The sequence below is a fragment of the Blastococcus sp. SYSU D00922 genome (genome assembly GCF_054050495.1).
This window is the reverse complement of record NZ_JBJGZL010000016.1, coordinates 1-16,124: the sequence shown is the minus strand read 5'-3', so window position 1 is coordinate 16,124 and position 16,124 is coordinate 1. Positions and strand designations below refer to the sequence as shown.

Here is a 16,124-nt window from a genome sequence, read left to right as displayed (position 1 = left end):
CTTGTCCTCGATGGCGGCGCCCCCCTAGCGTGCCTGGTCGCAGGAGCGGTTCCAGACCGGGGACCAGCGCCACCCGGCTTCGCCGGGCGAGGTCGGCCCCCGGATGGGCGGTGTCCGACCCCCCGGGGTAGCCCGCCGCGCGCCGCCCGGTCCCTGGCCGCTCGCCGCGGTCCCGGGCCGGAGCCTGCGCACGACGCCCCCCGCGGCCCGGCCGCGGGGGGCGTCGTCGTCCCGGTGCCCGGAGCGGCAGGACTCACACGGAAGTCAGGTGTGCGGGGCGGTTCCCCAGGGCACCCGTGCACGGTCGCACCAGACGACTTCCTCCGCGAAGATCGCCGGAGAACCACCCCACGCCCCGGGGACCGGGGCACAGCGCAGGAGGAAATTCCCAGGATGACGCAGGTCTGGCCCGGCAGTGCCTACCCCCTCGGGGCCACGTACGACGGCACCGGCACCAACTTCGCGATCTTCAGCGAGGTCGCCGAGAAGGTCGAGCTGTGCCTCTTCGACGACGACGGCAACGAGGAGCGGATCCGGCTCCCCGAGATGGACGGCTACGTCTGGCACGCCTTCCTCCCGGGGATCCACCCCGGCCAGAAGTACGGCTTCCGCGTGCACGGCCCCTACGACCCGGCCCAGGGGCTGCGCTGCAACCCCAACAAGCTCCTGCTCGACCCGTACGCCAAGGCCGTCGACGGCCAGATCGACTGGGACCCGTCGGTGTTCGGCTACGACTTCGAGACCAAGGAGCGCAACGACGAGGACTCCGCGGCGCACATGCCGAAGTCCGTCGTCGTCAACCCCTACTTCGACTGGGGCGTCGACCGCCCGCCCAAGACGCCCTACAACAAGACGGTCATCTACGAGGCCCACGTCAAGGGCCTGACCATGACCAACCCGCGCATCCCCGAGGAGCTGCGCGGCACCTACGCCGGCATCGCGCACCCGGCCACGATCGAGCACCTCACCGAACTCGGGATCACCGCGATCGAGCTGCTGCCCGTGCACCAGTTCGTGCAGGACGACACCCTCCAGCAGAAGGGCCTGCGCAACTACTGGGGCTACAACAGCATCGGCTTCTTCGCGCCGCACAACGAGTACGCCAGCGCGACGACGGCCGGCCAGCAGGTGCAGGAGTTCAAGGGCATGGTCCGGGCCCTGCACGAGGCCGGCATCGAGGTGATCCTCGACGTCGTCTACAACCACACCGCCGAGGGCAACCACAACGGCCCGACGCTGTCCTTCCGCGGCATCGACAACCGCACCTACTACAAGCTCGTCGAGGGCGACGAGCGCTACTACATGGACTACACGGGCACGGGGAACACCCTCAACGTCCGGACGCCGCAGTCGCTGCAGCTGATCATGGACTCGCTGCGCTACTGGGTCACCGAGATGCACGTCGACGGTTTCCGCTTCGACCTCGCCTCCGCCCTGGCCCGCGAGCTGCACGCCGTCGACCGGCTGGCGACGTTCTTCGACCTCGTGCACCAGGACCCCGTGGTCAGCCAGGTGAAGCTGATCGCCGAGCCGTGGGACGTCGGCGAGGGCGGCTACCAGGTCGGCAACTTCCCGGCGCTGTGGACCGAGTGGAACGGGAAGTACCGCGACACCGTCCGCGACTTCTGGCGGGGCGAGGACGCGACCGTCGGCGAGTTCGCCAGCCGGATCACCGGCTCGGCCGACCTCTACCAGCACTCGGGCCGCCGGCCGGTGGCCAGCATCAACTTCGTCACCGCCCACGACGGCTTCACGCTCAACGACCTCGTCTCCTACAACGAGAAGCACAACGAGGCCAACGGCGAGGACAACAACGACGGCGAGAGCCACAACCGCAGCTGGAACTCCGGCGTCGAGGGCCCCACCGACGACCCGGAGGTCCTGCAGCTGCGGGGGCAGCAGCGGCGGAACTTCATCGCCACGTTGATGCTCAGCCAGGGCGTGCCGATGCTGCTGCACGGCGACGAGCTCGGCCGCACCCAGCAGGGCAACAACAACGGCTACGCGCAGGACTCCCCGCTCACCTGGATCGACTGGGAGCACGTCGACGAGGGGCTGCTCGAGTTCACCAAGAAGGTGACCAAGCTCCGCCACGACCACCCGACGTTCCGCCGCCGCCGCTTCTTCCACGGCCGGCCGGTGCGCCGCGGCCTGGGCGAACCCGTCCCCGACATCGACTGGCTGACCCCCGAGGGCGAGCAGATGGGCGACGAGGACTGGGACGTCGGCTACGCCAAGTCGCTCGCCGTGTACCTCAACGGCGTCGGCATCCGCGAGATGGACGAGCGCGGTGAGTACGTCACCGACGACCACTTCTACCTGGCGTTCAACGCCTCGCACGAGCCGATCGAGTTCACCCTGCCCGGCGAGGAGTACGCCCAGCAGTGGACGACGGTGCTCGACACCGCCGAGATGCACGAGGTCGAGCCGGTCGAGCTCAAGCCGGGCGAGACCGTGACCGTGCAGGGCCGCTCGATCATCGTGCTGACGGGCCCGGCCCAGTGACCGAGCGGCGGGACGTCCCTGCCGCGACCTACCGCCTGCAGATCCACGCCGGCTTCCGGCTGGACGACGCCGCGGAGGTGGCCGGCTACCTGGCCGACCTCGGGGTCACCCACGCCTACTCCTCGCCGCTCCTGCGGTCGGCGGAGGGCAGCAACCACGGGTACGACACCGTCGACCACGCGCACGTCGACGAGGCACGCGGCGGCCGCGAGGGCTTCGACCGGTTCGTCGCCGCCCTCCACGAGCACGGTCTCGGCCTGGTGCTCGACCTCGTGCCCAACCACATGGGCGTCGACGACCCGTCCGCCGCGCCCTGGTGGTGGGACGTGCTGCAGCACGGGCAGGCGTCGGCGCACGCCGACGCGTTCGACGTGGACTGGGAGTTCGGCGGCGGCAAGGTCCGCATCCCCGTCCTGGGCTCGGCGGACGACGTCGAGAAGCTCGAGGTGGTGGACGGCGAACTCCGCTACTACGACAACCGCTTCCCGCTCGCGCCCGGCACGGGGAGCGGCACCCCCCAGGAGGTGCACGCCCGGCAGAACTACGAGCTGGTCGACTGGCGGCGCGCCGACTCCGACCTCAACTACCGGCGGTTCTTCGCGATCAACACCCTCGCCGGGCTGCGGGTCGAGGACCCGGCGATCTTCGACGCCACGCACGAGCTGGTGCTGCAGCTGGTGCGCGACGGCGCCGTCGACGGGCTCCGGATCGACCACCCGGACGGTCTCGCCGACCCCAAGGGCTACCTGGACCGCCTGGCCGAGGCCTCGGGCGGCCGGTGGACGGTCGTCGAGAAGATCCTCGAGCCGGGCGAGGACCTGCCCGAGTCGTGGAAGACCGCCGGGACGACGGGCTACGACGCCCTCGCCGAGGTCGACGAGCTCCTGGTCGACCCGGCCGGTGAGGAGGCGCTCACCGCGCTCGACACCGAGCTGGCCGGGAAGCCGGTCGACTACGAGCAGCTCGTCCACGACTGCAAGCGCGAGGTCACCGACGGGATGCTCGGCTCGGAGGTCGCCCGTCTGGTGCGGGTGATCGGCGAGCTGCCCGGTGTCGACGCCGCCCAGCAGACGGAGGCGCTGGCGGAGCTGCTGGCCACCTTCCCCGTCTACCGCAGCTACCTGCCCGACGGCCGCGAGCACCTCGACGCGACCGTCTCCGCCGTCCGCGAGCGGCGTCCGGACCTCGCCGCCGCCGTCGACGCCCTCCACCCGGTCCTCTCGCAGGCCGGCACCGAGGCCGCGACCCGGTTCGAGCAGACCAGCGGCCCGGTCATGGCCAAGGGCGTCGAGGACAGCGCGTACTACCGGTGGGCGCGGTTCGTCATGCTCAACGAGGTCGGCGGGGACCCCGCCCGCTTCGGCAGCACCGTCGAGGAGTTCCACGCGGCGCAGCAGCGCCGGGCGGAGCGCTACCCCGAGTCCATGACGACGCTGTCGACGCACGACACCAAGCGCAGCGAGGACGTCCGGGCGCGGCTGGCGGTCCTCGCCGAGGTCCCGACCGAGTGGGCGAGCCTGGTCCGCTACCTGCTCTCCCGGCACCCGCTGGCCGACCGCCCGCTGGCGCACCTGGTCTGGCAGAACCTGGTCGGAGCGTGGCCGATCTCGCGCGAGCGGGCGCACGCCTACGTCGAGAAGGCGGCCCGCGAGGCCGGCACGTCGACCACGTGGACGAACCCGGTCCAGGAGTTCGAGGAGCAGCTGCACGCCCTCGTCGACGCCGCGTACGACGACGAGGCGACCGCGGCCCGGATCCACAAGTTCGTCGAGCGCATCACGCCGTCCGGCTACGGCAACTCGCTGACCCAGAAGCTGCTGCAGCTGACCATGCCCGGCGTGCCGGACGTCTACCAGGGCACCGAGCTCTGGGACTTCTCGCTCGTCGACCCCGACAACCGCCGTCCGGTCGACTACGCCCGGCGGCGAGAGCTGCTCGCGGCGCTCGACGGCGGGGAGGTGCCGGCGCTCGACGAGAGCGGCGCGGCCAAGCTGCTGGTCGTGTCCCGGGTCCTGCGGGCCCGCCGCGACCACCCGGAGTGGTTCGCCGGCTACGAGCCGGTCGAGGTCACCGGGACGGCCGCCGAGCACCTGGTCGCCTTCGACCGGGGCGGGGTCGTCGCGGTGGCGACCCGGCTGCCGGTCGGGCTGGCGGCGACGGGCTGGGGCGACACCGCGCTGAAGCTGCCGACCGGCGCGTGGCAGGACCTGCTCACCGGCGAGCGGGTCGTGTCGGACATGGGCGGCGTCGGCGTCGAAGCCCTCCTGGCGAAGCTCCCGGTCGCCCTCCTCACCCGCGCCTGAACCCCGCCGAGATCCCGCGATCTCGGCGCATCAGGCCCTCTGAACTGCCGAGATCACGGGATCTCGGCAGTTCAGAACCTGATCGCGTCGATGACCTTGGCGCGGACGGCGATGATCGCAGGGAGCAGCCCAGCGAGCGCGCCGACCGCCGTGGCGGCGATCAGCCCCTCGACCGCGGCCGCGACCGGGAAGCCCGGCATGTCGGCGATCGGGATGCCGTTGTTGAGCAGCCGCTCGAGCGGCAGGTTCCGCACGAGCACGATCGACGCCCCGACCGCGAGCACGCCCGCCAGCGCGGTGGCGCACACGCTCTCCAGCATCACCGCCGCGAAGATCCGGCCCGAGGTGGCGCCGAAGCTCCGCCGCACGCCGATCTCGCGGATCCGCTGCCGCACGGTGACCAGGCCGATGTTGAGCACCCCGAGCCCGCCGAGGATCAGGACGACGGTCCCGGCGCCGCGGATCGCGAGCCGGAGCATGGCGATCGTCTCCTCGGCGCCCTGCGGGTCGCTGCGGTACGTGTCCACCTGCAGCCCGCCGCCCAGGGCGAGCGACAGGTCGTTGCGCACCGTCTCCATCACCTGGTCGACCTGGTCGGCCGGCACCCACAGCTCCAGGGTGCTGGGGCCGCCGTACATCGCGGTCGCCGGGTCCACCGCGGCGTCCCAGGGCCCGGCCGAGCGGTCCACCCGGTAGGCCAGCAGCTCCTCGCCGTAGCCCTCCCGGACCACGCCGACGATGGTGGCGACCACCGGGCTCGGACCGCCGATCACGACGGTCGGCCGGCCGGCGAGGTCGGGCGCACCGAGGGCGGCCATGAAGGCCTCGTTGACGACGACGGACGGCGAGAGGTTCTCCCGGTCGCCCTCCCGCAGCCAGCGCCCCTCGATCGGCTCGACGCGGTGCAGCTCGCCGTAGCTGGGCGACACCCGCCGGGTCTGCACGGCGGTCGTGCCCCCGGGCATCCGGAAGCGCGTCTCGCCGTAGGAGATGGTCGCCGCCGTCGCGATGTCGTAGCGCTCCACCAGGTCGGCCACGGCGGCGTCCCACCGCGTGCTGTTCGGCGGCATCCCGGTGGCCGGGTCCCAGGCGCTGACGGCGACGGTCGCCGCCCGGCCACCCGACCGCTCCCCCAGCTCCTGCTGCACCTGGGCGACCATGAGCCCGAGCGCGGTGACGGTGGTCATCGCGAACACGGCGAGGAAGACGCCGACCAGGGACAGCAGCACCCGCGTCTTGTGGACGCGCACCTCGTCCCACGCCTCGGCGAGCGTGCCGAGAAGGCCGGTCATGCCGGGCCCCGGTCCGAGGTCGCCGCCCCGAGCGCGCCCGCGTCGACGAGCGGCGACAGCCGCCCCTTCTCCAGCCGGAACCGGCGGCCGGCCAGCGCCGCCACCGACAGGTCGTGCGTGATCGTCACCAGGGCGGCACCGTTCTCCGCGGTCGCCTGCGCGAGCAGCGCCATCACCTGCGCCCCGGTCTCCACGTCGAGGGCGCCGGTGGGCTCGTCGGCCAGCACCACGCGCGGGTTCCGGACGAGCGCCCGCGCGATGGCCACCCGCTGCTGCTCGCCGCCGGACAGCCGCTCGGGCACCTGGTCGGCACGGGCACCCAGGCCCACCCGGTCGAGCATCTCGCGGGCGGTCCGCCGGCGGCGCAGGTAGTCGCGGCCGCGGGCGTAGAGCAGCGGGGCCGCGACGTTCTCGGCGGCGGTGCGCCGGGGCAGCAGGTTGAACTGCTGGAAGACGAAGCCGAACACCTCGCCGCGCAACCGCGAACGCCGCCGGGCCGACAGCCGGTCGGTCGGCTCGCCGTCCAGGAGGTAGCTGCCCGACGTCGGGGTGTCGAGCAGGCCGAGGAGGTTGAGCAACGTCGACTTGCCCGAACCGGACCGGCCCACGACGGCGACGTGCTCGCCCGGCGCGACGTCCAGGTCGACCCCGGTGAGGATCGGCAGGACGCTCTCGTCGGGGAGCAGCACCTCCCGGCTAATCCCGCGCAGCTCCAGGAGGCTCATCCGACCGGGCCCATCATCGGGTCCTCGGCCGGGCTGTCGTCCGGCACGGGCACGCACTGGCGGACCTGCTCGCCCTCGGCCAGACCCTCGCGGACCTCGATCTGCTCCCCGTCGGTGAGCCCGAGGGTGACGGCCCGCTGCTCCTCGGTGCCGTCGTCGCCGACGACCCACACGTTGCCGGTCTGCACCGACCCCTGGACGGCGGTGATCGGGACGACGAGCACGTCCTCGGCGGTGCCGGCCTGGACGCGGACGGTCGCGCCCATCCCCGCGAAGACGGTGACGCCGGCGGGCACCGCGCAGCGGGCCGTCGTCCCGCCACCGCCCGGGGCGCCGGGGGCAGGGGCGCCCGCCTCGGGCGTCTGCGGGTCCTGGGCCGGCGCGGCGCCCAGTGTGAGGCCGGTGCAGGTGAACGGAGCTGGGCCGCCCTGCACCTCGACCTCAGCGGTGGCCGGCGGGCTGAGCAGCCGGAACTGCTCGTCCTGCGTGAGGGTCGCGGTCACGGACAGCGTCCCGGGGGCGACGGACCCGAGCGTGTCGCCGACCGCGACGACCTGGTCGACGAGCACGTCGAGCGTCCCCACCGAACCCGCGGAGGGAGCGGCGACCGTCACCGTGCGCACCCGTGGCGCGCGCGGCGTCGACGTCGGGTGGCCCTCGGCGTCGGTGCCCACGACCGGGTCGAGCTGCTCCTCGACGCGGATCTCGACCAGCGCCTGCCCCGAGGTCACGGTGGCGCCCTTCGCCACCAGCACCCGGCGGACCTTCCCCGCGGCCGTCGCCTTGACCGGCACGGCGGCGTCGGCGACGACGGTGCCGGTCACGGAGACGGTGTTGGTCACCGTCCCCCGGCTGACCGGCACGGTGGGCGACCCCAGCTCGAGCGTCGGGGCGCCCGGGCCGGAGGGGTCGCTCCCGCCGGTCCCGCCACGGAAGGCCAGGACGACGAGGGCGGCGGCGATGACGGCCCAGACCAGCAGCCGGAGGGCCGGGAAAACGACGGTGCGGAGGACGGACATGCACGCTCCCTGCGCGCTCGGGTACCCGCTGGTACCGGTAGTGCGGAAACGTAGCGGCGCGGTCGCCCCCTGTCGTCAGCCTGCGGACGGACGCGCGGTACGACCGGGGGTTGACCTCACGCCGGGCGGGCATGATGCCTCCGCCGCCGTCCGCCCCCGTCGTTCTCCGGTCCCGCCCCACCACCCTGTTGCCACCCACCCCGCCACCCCAACTGGAGGCCCCTGCATGTCCGCTCCCGTCGAGTTCGCCGTCTGGGCGCCCCTGCCCGAGCGGGTGCGGGTCCAGGTCGACGGCGCCGTGCACGACATGCGCCAGGACGAGGGCGGCTGGTGGCGGGCCGAGGTCGAGGCGTCGCCCGAGGCCGACTACGGCTACCTGCTCGACGACAACGAGACGCCGCGGCCCGACCCGCGCTCGCGCCGCCAGCCCGACGGCGTCCACGGGCTGTCCCGGCGGTTCGACCCGGCCTCCTACGAGTGGGGCGACGGGGCGTGGACCGGCCGGCCGCTGGCCGGTGGCGTCGTCTACGAGATGCACGTCGGGACGTTCACCCCCGAGGGGACCCTGGACGCCGCGATCGGCCGGCTGGGGCACCTCGTCCGGCTCGGCGTGGACTTCGTGGAGCTGCTGCCGGTCAACGCCTTCAACGGCACGCACAACTGGGGCTACGACGGCGTCCTCTGGTACGCGGTGCAGGAGGAGTACGGCGGACCGGAGGCCTACCAGCGGTTCGTCGACGCGTGCCACCAGCAGGGCCTCGGAGTGATCCAGGACGTCGTCTACAACCACCTCGGCCCGTCCGGGAACTACCTGCCCGAGTTCTTCCCGGTCTTCGCCGAGGGCGGCGCGAACACCTGGGGCAACTCGATCAACCTGTCCGGCCCCGACTCGGACGAGGTGCGCCGGTACATCATCGACAACGCCCTGATGTGGCTGCGCGACATGCACGTCGACGGGCTGCGGCTCGACGCCGTGCACGCGCTGGTCGACGAGCGGGCCACCCACGTGCTGGAGGAGATGGCGCAGGAGGTCGACAAGCTGTCGGTCGCCGTCGGCCGGCCGCTGACGCTGATCGCGGAGAGCGACCTCAACGACCCCCGCATGGTCACCCCCCGGGTGGCCGGGGGCCTGGGGCTCACCGCCCAGTGGAGCGACGACTTCCACCACTCGCTGCACTCGGTGCTGACCGGCGAGGGCCAGGGCTACTACTCCGACTTCGCCGAGGCCGGTCTCGGCGGCCTGGCCAAGGTGCTCACCGGCGCGTTCTTCCACGACGGCGCCTGGTCGAGCTTCCGGCGCCGCCACCACGGCCGACCGGTCGACACCGCGACGCTGCCCGGCTGGAAGTTCCTGGGCTACCTGCAGGACCACGACCAGATCGGCAACCGGGCGGTGGGCGACCGCATCTCCGCCACCCTCTCCCCCGGCCAGCTCGCGGTCGGGGCCACGCTCGTCCTGACCAGCCCGTTCACCCCGATGCTGTTCATGGGCGAGGAGTGGGGCGCCTCGACGCCCTGGCAGTTCTTCACCAGCCACCCGGAGCCGGAGCTGGGCAAGGCCACCGCCGAGGGCCGGATCGGCGAGTTCGCCGAGCACGGGTGGGACGCCGACGTCGTCCCCGACCCGCAGGACCCGGAGACCTTCACCCGGTCGAAGCTCGACTGGTCGGAGCTCTCCCGCGAGCCGCACGACCGGCTGCTCGCCGTCCACCGGTCGCTGCTGGCGCTTCGCCGGGCGCACCCCGACCTGGTCGACCCCGACCTCACGGCCGTCCACGTCGACCGGGACGACGCCGACCGCTGGCTCGTCGTCCACCGCGGTGGGCTGCGCGTGGTGGTCAACCTGGCGGAGGAGCCGCGCGAGGTGACCCTGGACCGGACGGTGGGTGAGGTCCTGTTCAGCACCGCCGAGCTCCCCGAGGTGGACGGCGCCACGGTGACCCTGCCGGCCGAGAGCGCGGCCGTGGTCAGCACCCGCTGACGTGCGCCGCCTCCTGCCCGAACCGGGCGACCTGGACGACGCCGGGCTGGTCGACGCCTACCGGCTCCCGGCGGGCCGCTCCCTGCGGGTGAACTTCGTCGCGTCGCTGGACGGCGCGATCACCGTCGGCGGCGTCAGCGAGGGGCTCGGGTCACCGGGCGACCGGCGGATCTTCCGCGTGCTGCGGGCGCTCGCGGACGCCGTCCTGGTCGGGCACGGCACGTCGTCCGCCGAGGGCTACCGCCCCATCACCGCCGACTCCCCCGTGGGCCGCCTGCGGTCCTCCATCGGCCGGCCGCCCACGGCCCCGGTGGTCGTCGTCTCGCGCCGGGCGTTGCTGGCGCCCGACGACCGCCTCGTGAGCGCGCCCTCCCCCACGATCTGCGTCACGTGCGAGGCGGCCGACCCGGCTCGCCGGGCCGCGCTGGAGGCGGCCGGGGTGCGGGTGCTGGTCTGCGGCGAGGACGACGTCGACCTGCCGACGGCGCTGGACTCCCTCGCGGAGCTCGGCCACGAGCAGGTCCTCTGCGAGGGCGGCCCGCAGCTGCTGCTCGCCGCGCTGACCGCGGGCGTCGTCGACGAGCTGGACCTCTCGATCGCGCCCGCCCTGGTGGGCGGCGAGAGCCGGCTGCTGGAGCACGCGCTCGCCGCACCGGTGCGGCTCGAGCTGCGGCAGCTGCTCGAGGAGGACGGGATGCTCTTCGCCCGCTATTCGCCGGCCTCGCCCGGCGGCCGGTAGCCGACCGTCTGGGCACGGGTCAGCGCCTCCAGCGTCTCCTCGACCGTGAGGAGCACGGTCGTCTCCATCGGGCTGAGCGCCCCGCCGCCGCCGATGGCCAGCGCGACGGCCGCCATCGCGACGTTGTCGGGCGCCTCCCACAGCGTCACCCCGTCGCGCTCGCCGAAGGCGTACCAGAACCCGTGCAGCCGCCCGCCCACGGACTCGATGTAGGCGGTGGCCGCCTTCCGGCGGTCCTCGGGGTGGGCGATCATCATCGCCCAGGTCTCCGGGGTGTAGCTGAACCTCGTCAGGTACATGGGCATCGTCGTGCCTCCTGGTCGTCCCCCGCGGGAGCGACGGTAGGGGCAGGTCAGGGCACCGTCGAGGGTCCGCGGCGCGGCTACCGGACGACCACCACGACACCCCGCGCCCGCGACCCGTCCGGCGCCGTCCAGTCGGCCTCGACCCGGCCCCGCCCCGTGCCCGTCGCCCCTGCCACGGGCACGCGGACCAGCTCCACGACGCCGCCGTCTCCCCCGTCCCACGCCCGGCCCACCGAGGGGTCGAGGGTGTCGCTCTCGCTCTGGTGCTGGGCCTCGACCGCACCGGCGACGAAGCCGAGCAGCTGTGCCGTGGCGACCGGGTCGTGCTCGGCGTCGTAGACCCACCGGGTGCCCAGCACCCCGTGCTCGGACGTGCCGACGAGCGCGTGCTCCGCCTCCGGCAGCGGGGCGCCGCGGTAGGTCAGCGGGACGAAGTAGGTGGCCGGCTCGCCCGCGCCGTCCGTGACGAACATCAGCTCGATGCCGACCTCGCCGGCGGGGTCGTCGAGCCGGAACCCGCCGGCGCGGGACAGCTCCGGTGTGCCCGTGCCGCGGTACCAGGGCTGGCCGGGCAGCCAGGCCGTGAGGAGCTCGAGCTTCGTGGGCGCCATGGTCGTGCGGTGCATCGTGGCCATGCCGGGCACCCTGGCACACGGTGCCGGACGTCGTCCCCGGCTGCTTGGATACCGCGCATGGATCTCCCCGTGCTGCCGCCGGTGAAGCCGATGCTGGCCAAGGCGACGACGAAGGTGCCGACCGGCGACTACTTCTACGAGCCCAAGTGGGACGGGTTCCGCTGCGTGGTCTTCCGCGACGGCGACGAGGTGGAGCTGGGCAGCCGCAACGAGCGCCCGCTCACCCGCTACTTCCCCGAGGTCGTCGAGGCGGTCAAGGCGAACCTGCCGGAGCGGTGCGTCGTCGACGGCGAGATCGTCGTCCCGGCCGGGGACCGGCTGCACTTCGAGGCGCTGCTGCAGCGCATCCACCCGGCCGAGTCGCGGGTGAACCTGCTGGCCGAGCAGACCCCCGCCTCGTTCGTCGCCTTCGACCTCCTCGCGCTGGGCGACGAGTCGCTGCTGGAGACCCCGTTCGCCGAGCGTCGCACCCGGTTGGAGCAGGCCCTCGCGGGCGCCCGGCCGCCGGTGTACGTCACCAGCGTCACCCGCGACCCGGCGACGGCCGAGCGCTGGTTCGAGACGTTCGAGGGCGCCGGGCTCGACGGCGTCGTCGCGAAGGCCGCGGACCTGCCCTACGGCCCGGACCAGCGCCTGATGACCAAGATCAAGCACGTCCGGACCGCCGACTGCGTCGTCGCCGGCTTCCGCTGGCACAAGAGCGGCCCGATCGTGGGCTCGCTGCTGCTCGGCCTCTACGACCAGGGGCAGCTCCAGCACATCGGTGTCGCGGCGTCCTTCCCGATGGCCCGCCGCGCGGAGCTGGTCGAGGAGCTCGCGCCCTACCGCGCGGAGGCCCTCGACGGGCACCCCTGGCAGGACTGGGCCAACGCGCAGGTGCAGGAGAACGGCGAGAACCGCATGCCCGGAGCGGTCAGCCGGTGGAACGCGAAGAAGGACCTGTCGTGGGTGCCGCTGCGCCCGGAACTGGTCGTGGAAATCAAGTACGACCAGCTCGAGGGCCGTCGACTTCGTCACACCGGCCAGTTCCTCCGGTGGCGACCGGACCGCGACCCCGTGAGCTGCACGTACGACCAGTTGGAGGTCCCGGTGCGCTACGACCTCGCCGAGGTCCTCGCGGGTGGCCGGTCGCCCGATCGGCAGTGATCGTCTGCACGGCCTGCGCATCGCTCCTAGGCTCGTGATCATGCGTCTGCACCGCGGCCGGCTGGCCGTTCCGTCGATCCTGCTCGCCCTGGGCATGGTCCTGGCCGGCTGCACCTCCTTCTCAGACAGCAGCGGCGAGGAGGCCGCGACGACCACCTCGGCCGCCCCCGAGCCGGAGGCGGCGGAGATCGACTGGACCGACTGCAACGAGCAGATCCAGGCGCTGGTCGCCGGGCAGCCCGGCAGCGAGCGCGACCTCTCGTTCGAGTGCGGTCGCACCGAGGTGCCCATCAGCTACGACGAGCCGGAGGGTGCGACGCTGCCGCTGTTCCTCGTGCGCGTGGTGAGCGGGACGCAGACCGACCGGATCGGCTCGCTGGTGGTCAACCCCGGCGGCCCGGGCGCCTCGGGTGCCGACGCCGCGATCGGCCTGGCGCTGACGCTCCCCGACGAGATCCTCGGCCGCTTCGACATCGTGGGCTTCGACCCGCGCGGCGTCGGGCTCTCGACCCCGGTCGAGTGCATCTCCGACGAGCGCAAGGAGGAGATCATCGCCGCCGAGCCGCGGCCGACCACGGACGAGGACCTCGACGCCGCCTTCGCCCTGGCGGAGGAGGTGGCCGACGGCTGCGCCGAGGAGTACGGCGACGCGCTGGGCACGTTCAACACCGTCGACACCGCCCGCGACATGGACCGGCTGCGCGAGGCGCTCGGCGACGAGCAGCTGACCTACCTCGGCTACTCCTACGGCACGACCCTCGGCTCCACCTACGCGGAGCTGTTCCCGGACAAGGTCCGCAGCCTCGTGCTCGACGCCGCCGTCGACCCCGACGTCGATGCGCAGGAGGACGCCGAGCAGAGCGCCGCCGCCTTCGAGGCGGGCTTCGACGCCTTCGCCGCCAACTGCACCGGCTTGCTCGCCGGCTGCCCGCTGGGGGCCGAGCCGCGCCAGTTCGTCGAGCAGGTCATGGCCAAGGCGGAGGCCACGCCCATCCCCAGCAGCGAGCCGGGCGAGACGCGGCAGGCCACCGCCGGCGTCGTGCTGACCGCCATCCAGGCGGCGCTCTACGACACCGAGTCGTGGCCGCAGCTGGCGCAGGGCCTCGCCGCCGCGCAGAACGGCGACTCCAAGGGCCTGTTCTCCCTCGCCGACAGCTACTCCGGCCGGCTGGAGGACGGCACCTACTCCAACCTCTTCGACGCCAACCTGGCGATCAACTGCGCCGACAGCGACGAGCGCTTCGAGCAGGCCGAGATCCGCGACCTCGCCGCCGAGTGGAACGCCGAGTACCCGCTGTTCGGTGCCGGCTCGGCGATGGGCCTCTACACCTGCTCGGTGTGGCAGGCCGAGCGCACCCCGCTGCCCGAGCGCGACGCCGAGGGCAGCGCGCCGATCCTGGTGGTCGGGAACTCCGGTGACCCGGTGACCCCGCTGCCGGGTGCGGTCGACCTCGCCGAGGACCTCGAGTCCGGCGTCCTGCTCACCTGGCAGGGGCAGGGGCACACCGCCTACCCGAAGACCCCGTGCGTCACGGCCGCGGTGGACGCGTACCTGATAGACCAGACCGCTCCGATGGACGGGCTCACCTGTCCGGCGTAACGGACCGCTCCTGGGTCGGCCCGCTGCGGTAGGAACAGACCCATGGCCAGCAGCAAGGACGCCGTCGTCCTGGACGTCGACGGGCACGAGGTGCGCGTCTCCAACCCGGAGAAGCCGTACTTCGGCGAGCGCGGCATCCGGAAGATCGACGTCGTCGAGTACTTCGTCTCGGTCGGCGAGGGCATCCTCTTCGCGCTGAAGGACCGGCCGACGACGCTCGAGCGCTGGCCGGGCGGCGTCTTCGAGGGCGCCCGGATCTCCACCCGCGTGGACAACACCGGCGACGCGTTCTACCAGAAGCGGGTGCCCAAGAACGCCCCGCCGTGGGTGCAAACGGCGCACATCACCTTCCCCAGCGGCCGGACCGCCGACGAGATCGCGCCGGACTCGGTCGCCGTCGTCGCCTGGTGCGCCAACCTCGGCACGCTGACCTTCCACCCGTGGCCGGTGGACAAGACCGACGTCGAGTCGCCCAACCAGATCCGCATCGACCTCGACCCGCAGCCGGGCACGGACTTCTCCGACGCCGTCCGGGTGGCCCCGCACGTGCGGGAGCTGCTGCACGAGTTCGGCATGGAGGGGTGGCCCAAGACCTCGGGCGGGCGCGGCGTGCACATCTACGTGCCCATCCAGCCGCGGTGGACCTTCACCGAGGTCAGGCACGCGGTGATCGCGTTCGGCCGCGAGCTGGAACGGCGCCTCCCCGACCAGGTCACGATGTCGTGGTGGAAGGAGGAGCGCGGCGAGAAGATCTTCATCGACTACAACCAGATGGCCCGGGACCGCACGATCGCCTCGGCCTACTCCATCCGCCCCAAGCCGCACGCGCCGGTGTCCGCGCCGGTCGACTGGGACGAGCTGCCCGACGTCTCCCCCTTCGACTTCGACGTGCTCACCATGCCCGCCCGCTTCCGGGAGGTCGGTGACAAGCACGCCGGGCTGGCCGGGCACGCGTTCGGCATCGAGCCGCTGCTGGAGCTGTTCGAGAAGCAGGTGACGGACGCCGGTCTCGGCGACCTCCCCTATCCGCCCGACTACCCGAAGATGCCGGGCGAGCCCATGCGGGTGCAGCCCAGCCGGGCCAGGCGTCCGAGCAGCACGGATGAGTGAGCCCGGCGTCGCACGCCACTGAGCCCAGCGCTCGTTCCCCACGATGACCGTCCTTCGGCCGGACACCGGCACGGGCACGGGCACCAGGAACGCAGCGACACGGCCGGCGATCAGACGCGTCTCGTGGCACACGGCGCGTCGTCGCCGATCGGCAGATCCGGGCGATTCATGACCGTGGTCGGCGACGTGCGCACCACGTGTCACACGGGCTTCGGCTTTCGCCTCAACCCCACCAGTCCCGTTGCCGTATTGAGGCTCAGCACCACGCACGAGCCCGCTGCACGGACGCAGTCGGGGTGAACGTCGTCCAAGGAGGAAAACCGTGGGTCTGCGCGTCAACACCAACATCGCGGCGCTCAACGCTTACCGCAACCTGTCCGTCACCGACGGCCAGATGAGCAAGTCGCTGGAGAAGCTCTCCTCCGGCTTCCGCATCAACCGCGCGGCCGACGACGCGGCCGGTCTGGCCATCTCCGAGGGCCTGCGCTCTCAGATCGGTGGCCTCAAGGTCGCCGTCCGCAACACCCAGGACGGCATCTCGGTCGTGCAGACCGCTGAAGGTGCGCTCACCGAGACGCACAGCATCCTGCAGCGCATGCGCGACCTGTCGGTCCAGGCCTCGAACGCCGGTGGCATCAACGACGACGCCAAGGGCAACATCCAGTCCGAGGTCGTCCAGCTGAAGGCTGAGCTGGACCGCATCGCCAACACCACGACCTTCAACGGCAAGAAGCTGCTCGACGGCAGCTACTCGGCCAACTTCC

At 72.7% G+C, this 16,124-nt stretch carries 13 protein-coding genes; 8 read left to right on the top strand and 5 right to left on the bottom strand.

The features are described 5' to 3' along the window. Positions 1–393: 393 nt before the first annotated feature. Positions 394–2,505: a glycogen debranching protein GlgX gene (gene glgX, locus ACI78T_RS18375; RefSeq protein ID WP_456559568.1), complete on the top strand. Its 2,112-nt coding sequence runs from the start codon at positions 394–396 to the stop codon at positions 2,503–2,505. Next, positions 2,502–4,808 carry a malto-oligosyltrehalose synthase gene (gene treY / locus ACI78T_RS18370; RefSeq protein WP_456559567.1) on the top strand — a complete coding sequence of 769 codons (2,307 nt, stop codon included), beginning with the start codon at positions 2,502–2,504 and terminating at the stop codon, positions 4,806–4,808. The genes glgX and treY overlap by 4 nt, the downstream gene beginning before the upstream one ends. 71 nt (positions 4,809–4,879) lie before the next feature. Here treY and ACI78T_RS18365 read toward each other — a convergent pair whose 3' ends face one another. The 3 genes from ACI78T_RS18365 to ACI78T_RS18355 are packed head-to-tail and all read right to left on the bottom strand — an operon-like array spanning position 4,880 to position 7,844. Continuing rightward, a complete protein-coding gene (locus tag ACI78T_RS18365) occupies positions 4,880–6,100 on the bottom strand; it encodes an ABC transporter permease (protein WP_456559566.1) in 1,221 nt (406 codons plus the stop codon). Then, a complete protein-coding gene (locus tag ACI78T_RS18360; protein WP_456559565.1) occupies positions 6,097–6,825 on the bottom strand; it encodes an ABC transporter ATP-binding protein in 729 nt (242 codons plus the stop codon). Before ACI78T_RS18360 ends, ACI78T_RS18365 begins: the two co-directional genes overlap by 4 nt. Beyond that, a complete protein-coding gene (locus ACI78T_RS18355; protein ID WP_456559564.1) occupies positions 6,822–7,844 on the bottom strand; it encodes an efflux RND transporter periplasmic adaptor subunit in 1,023 nt (340 codons plus the stop codon). The genes ACI78T_RS18360 and ACI78T_RS18355 overlap by 4 nt, the downstream gene beginning before the upstream one ends. Before the next feature lie 226 nt (positions 7,845–8,070). On the opposite strand from ACI78T_RS18355, the gene treZ reads away from it, so the two are divergent. Both treZ and ACI78T_RS18345 read left to right on the top strand, forming a co-directional pair. Beyond that, a complete protein-coding gene (gene treZ / locus ACI78T_RS18350) occupies positions 8,071–9,825 on the top strand; it encodes a malto-oligosyltrehalose trehalohydrolase (RefSeq protein WP_456559563.1) in 1,755 nt (584 codons plus the stop codon). A gap of 1 nt (position 9,826) precedes the next feature. Further along, complete coding sequence (locus ACI78T_RS18345) at positions 9,827–10,564, top strand: dihydrofolate reductase family protein (protein WP_456559562.1); 738 nt, start codon at positions 9,827–9,829, stop codon at positions 10,562–10,564. On the opposite strand, the gene ACI78T_RS18340 is transcribed toward ACI78T_RS18345, so the two are convergent. Continuing rightward, on the bottom strand, positions 10,534–10,869 hold the full coding sequence (locus ACI78T_RS18340) for a GYD domain-containing protein (protein ID WP_456559561.1): 336 nt from the start codon (positions 10,867–10,869) through the stop codon (positions 10,534–10,536). The genes ACI78T_RS18345 and ACI78T_RS18340 overlap by 31 nt on opposite strands. Before the next feature lie 77 nt (positions 10,870–10,946). Beyond that, a complete protein-coding gene (locus ACI78T_RS18335) occupies positions 10,947–11,504 on the bottom strand; it encodes a maltokinase N-terminal cap-like domain-containing protein (RefSeq protein WP_456559560.1) in 558 nt (185 codons plus the stop codon). A 57-nt stretch (positions 11,505–11,561) separates the two neighbouring features. Here ACI78T_RS18335 and ACI78T_RS18330 point away from each other — a divergent pair, with 57 nt between their 5' ends. From ACI78T_RS18330 to ACI78T_RS18315, 4 genes are all read left to right on the top strand, one after another. After that, complete coding sequence (locus ACI78T_RS18330; protein WP_456559559.1) at positions 11,562–12,650, top strand: ATP-dependent DNA ligase; 1,089 nt, start codon at positions 11,562–11,564, stop codon at positions 12,648–12,650. Positions 12,651–12,690: 40 nt separating this feature from the next. Continuing rightward, on the top strand, positions 12,691–14,250 hold the full coding sequence (locus ACI78T_RS18325) for an alpha/beta hydrolase (protein WP_456559558.1): 1,560 nt from the start codon (positions 12,691–12,693) through the stop codon (positions 14,248–14,250). A gap of 42 nt (positions 14,251–14,292) precedes the next feature. After that, complete coding sequence (locus ACI78T_RS18320) at positions 14,293–15,360, top strand: DNA polymerase domain-containing protein (RefSeq protein WP_456559557.1); 1,068 nt, start codon at positions 14,293–14,295, stop codon at positions 15,358–15,360. 322 nt (positions 15,361–15,682) lie between these two features. Then, the coding region (locus ACI78T_RS18315; protein WP_456559556.1) for a flagellin N-terminal helical domain-containing protein at positions 15,683–16,124 on the top strand (442 nt) is incomplete at its 3' end.

What these genes read in the sequence shown, in the direction of transcription:
- glgX (WP_456559568.1), top strand. Translation starts at nt 394, where the DNA reads ATGACGCAGGTCTGGCCCGGCAGTGCCTACCCCCTCGGGGCCACGTAC.
- ACI78T_RS18365 (WP_456559566.1), bottom strand. Translation starts at nt 6,100, where the DNA reads ATGACCGGCCTTCTCGGCACGCTCGCCGAGGCGTGGGACGAGGTGCGC.
- ACI78T_RS18360 (WP_456559565.1), bottom strand. Translation starts at nt 6,825, where the DNA reads ATGAGCCTCCTGGAGCTGCGCGGGATTAGCCGGGAGGTGCTGCTCCCC.
- ACI78T_RS18355 (WP_456559564.1), bottom strand. Translation starts at nt 7,844, where the DNA reads ATGTCCGTCCTCCGCACCGTCGTTTTCCCGGCCCTCCGGCTGCTGGTC.
- treZ (WP_456559563.1), top strand. Translation starts at nt 8,071, where the DNA reads ATGTCCGCTCCCGTCGAGTTCGCCGTCTGGGCGCCCCTGCCCGAGCGG.
- ACI78T_RS18340 (WP_456559561.1), bottom strand. Translation starts at nt 10,869, where the DNA reads ATGCCCATGTACCTGACGAGGTTCAGCTACACCCCGGAGACCTGGGCG.
- ACI78T_RS18335 (WP_456559560.1), bottom strand. Translation starts at nt 11,504, where the DNA reads ATGGCCACGATGCACCGCACGACCATGGCGCCCACGAAGCTCGAGCTC.
- ACI78T_RS18330 (WP_456559559.1), top strand. Translation starts at nt 11,562, where the DNA reads ATGGATCTCCCCGTGCTGCCGCCGGTGAAGCCGATGCTGGCCAAGGCG.
- ACI78T_RS18325 (WP_456559558.1), top strand. Translation starts at nt 12,691, where the DNA reads ATGCGTCTGCACCGCGGCCGGCTGGCCGTTCCGTCGATCCTGCTCGCC.
- ACI78T_RS18320 (WP_456559557.1), top strand. Translation starts at nt 14,293, where the DNA reads ATGGCCAGCAGCAAGGACGCCGTCGTCCTGGACGTCGACGGGCACGAG.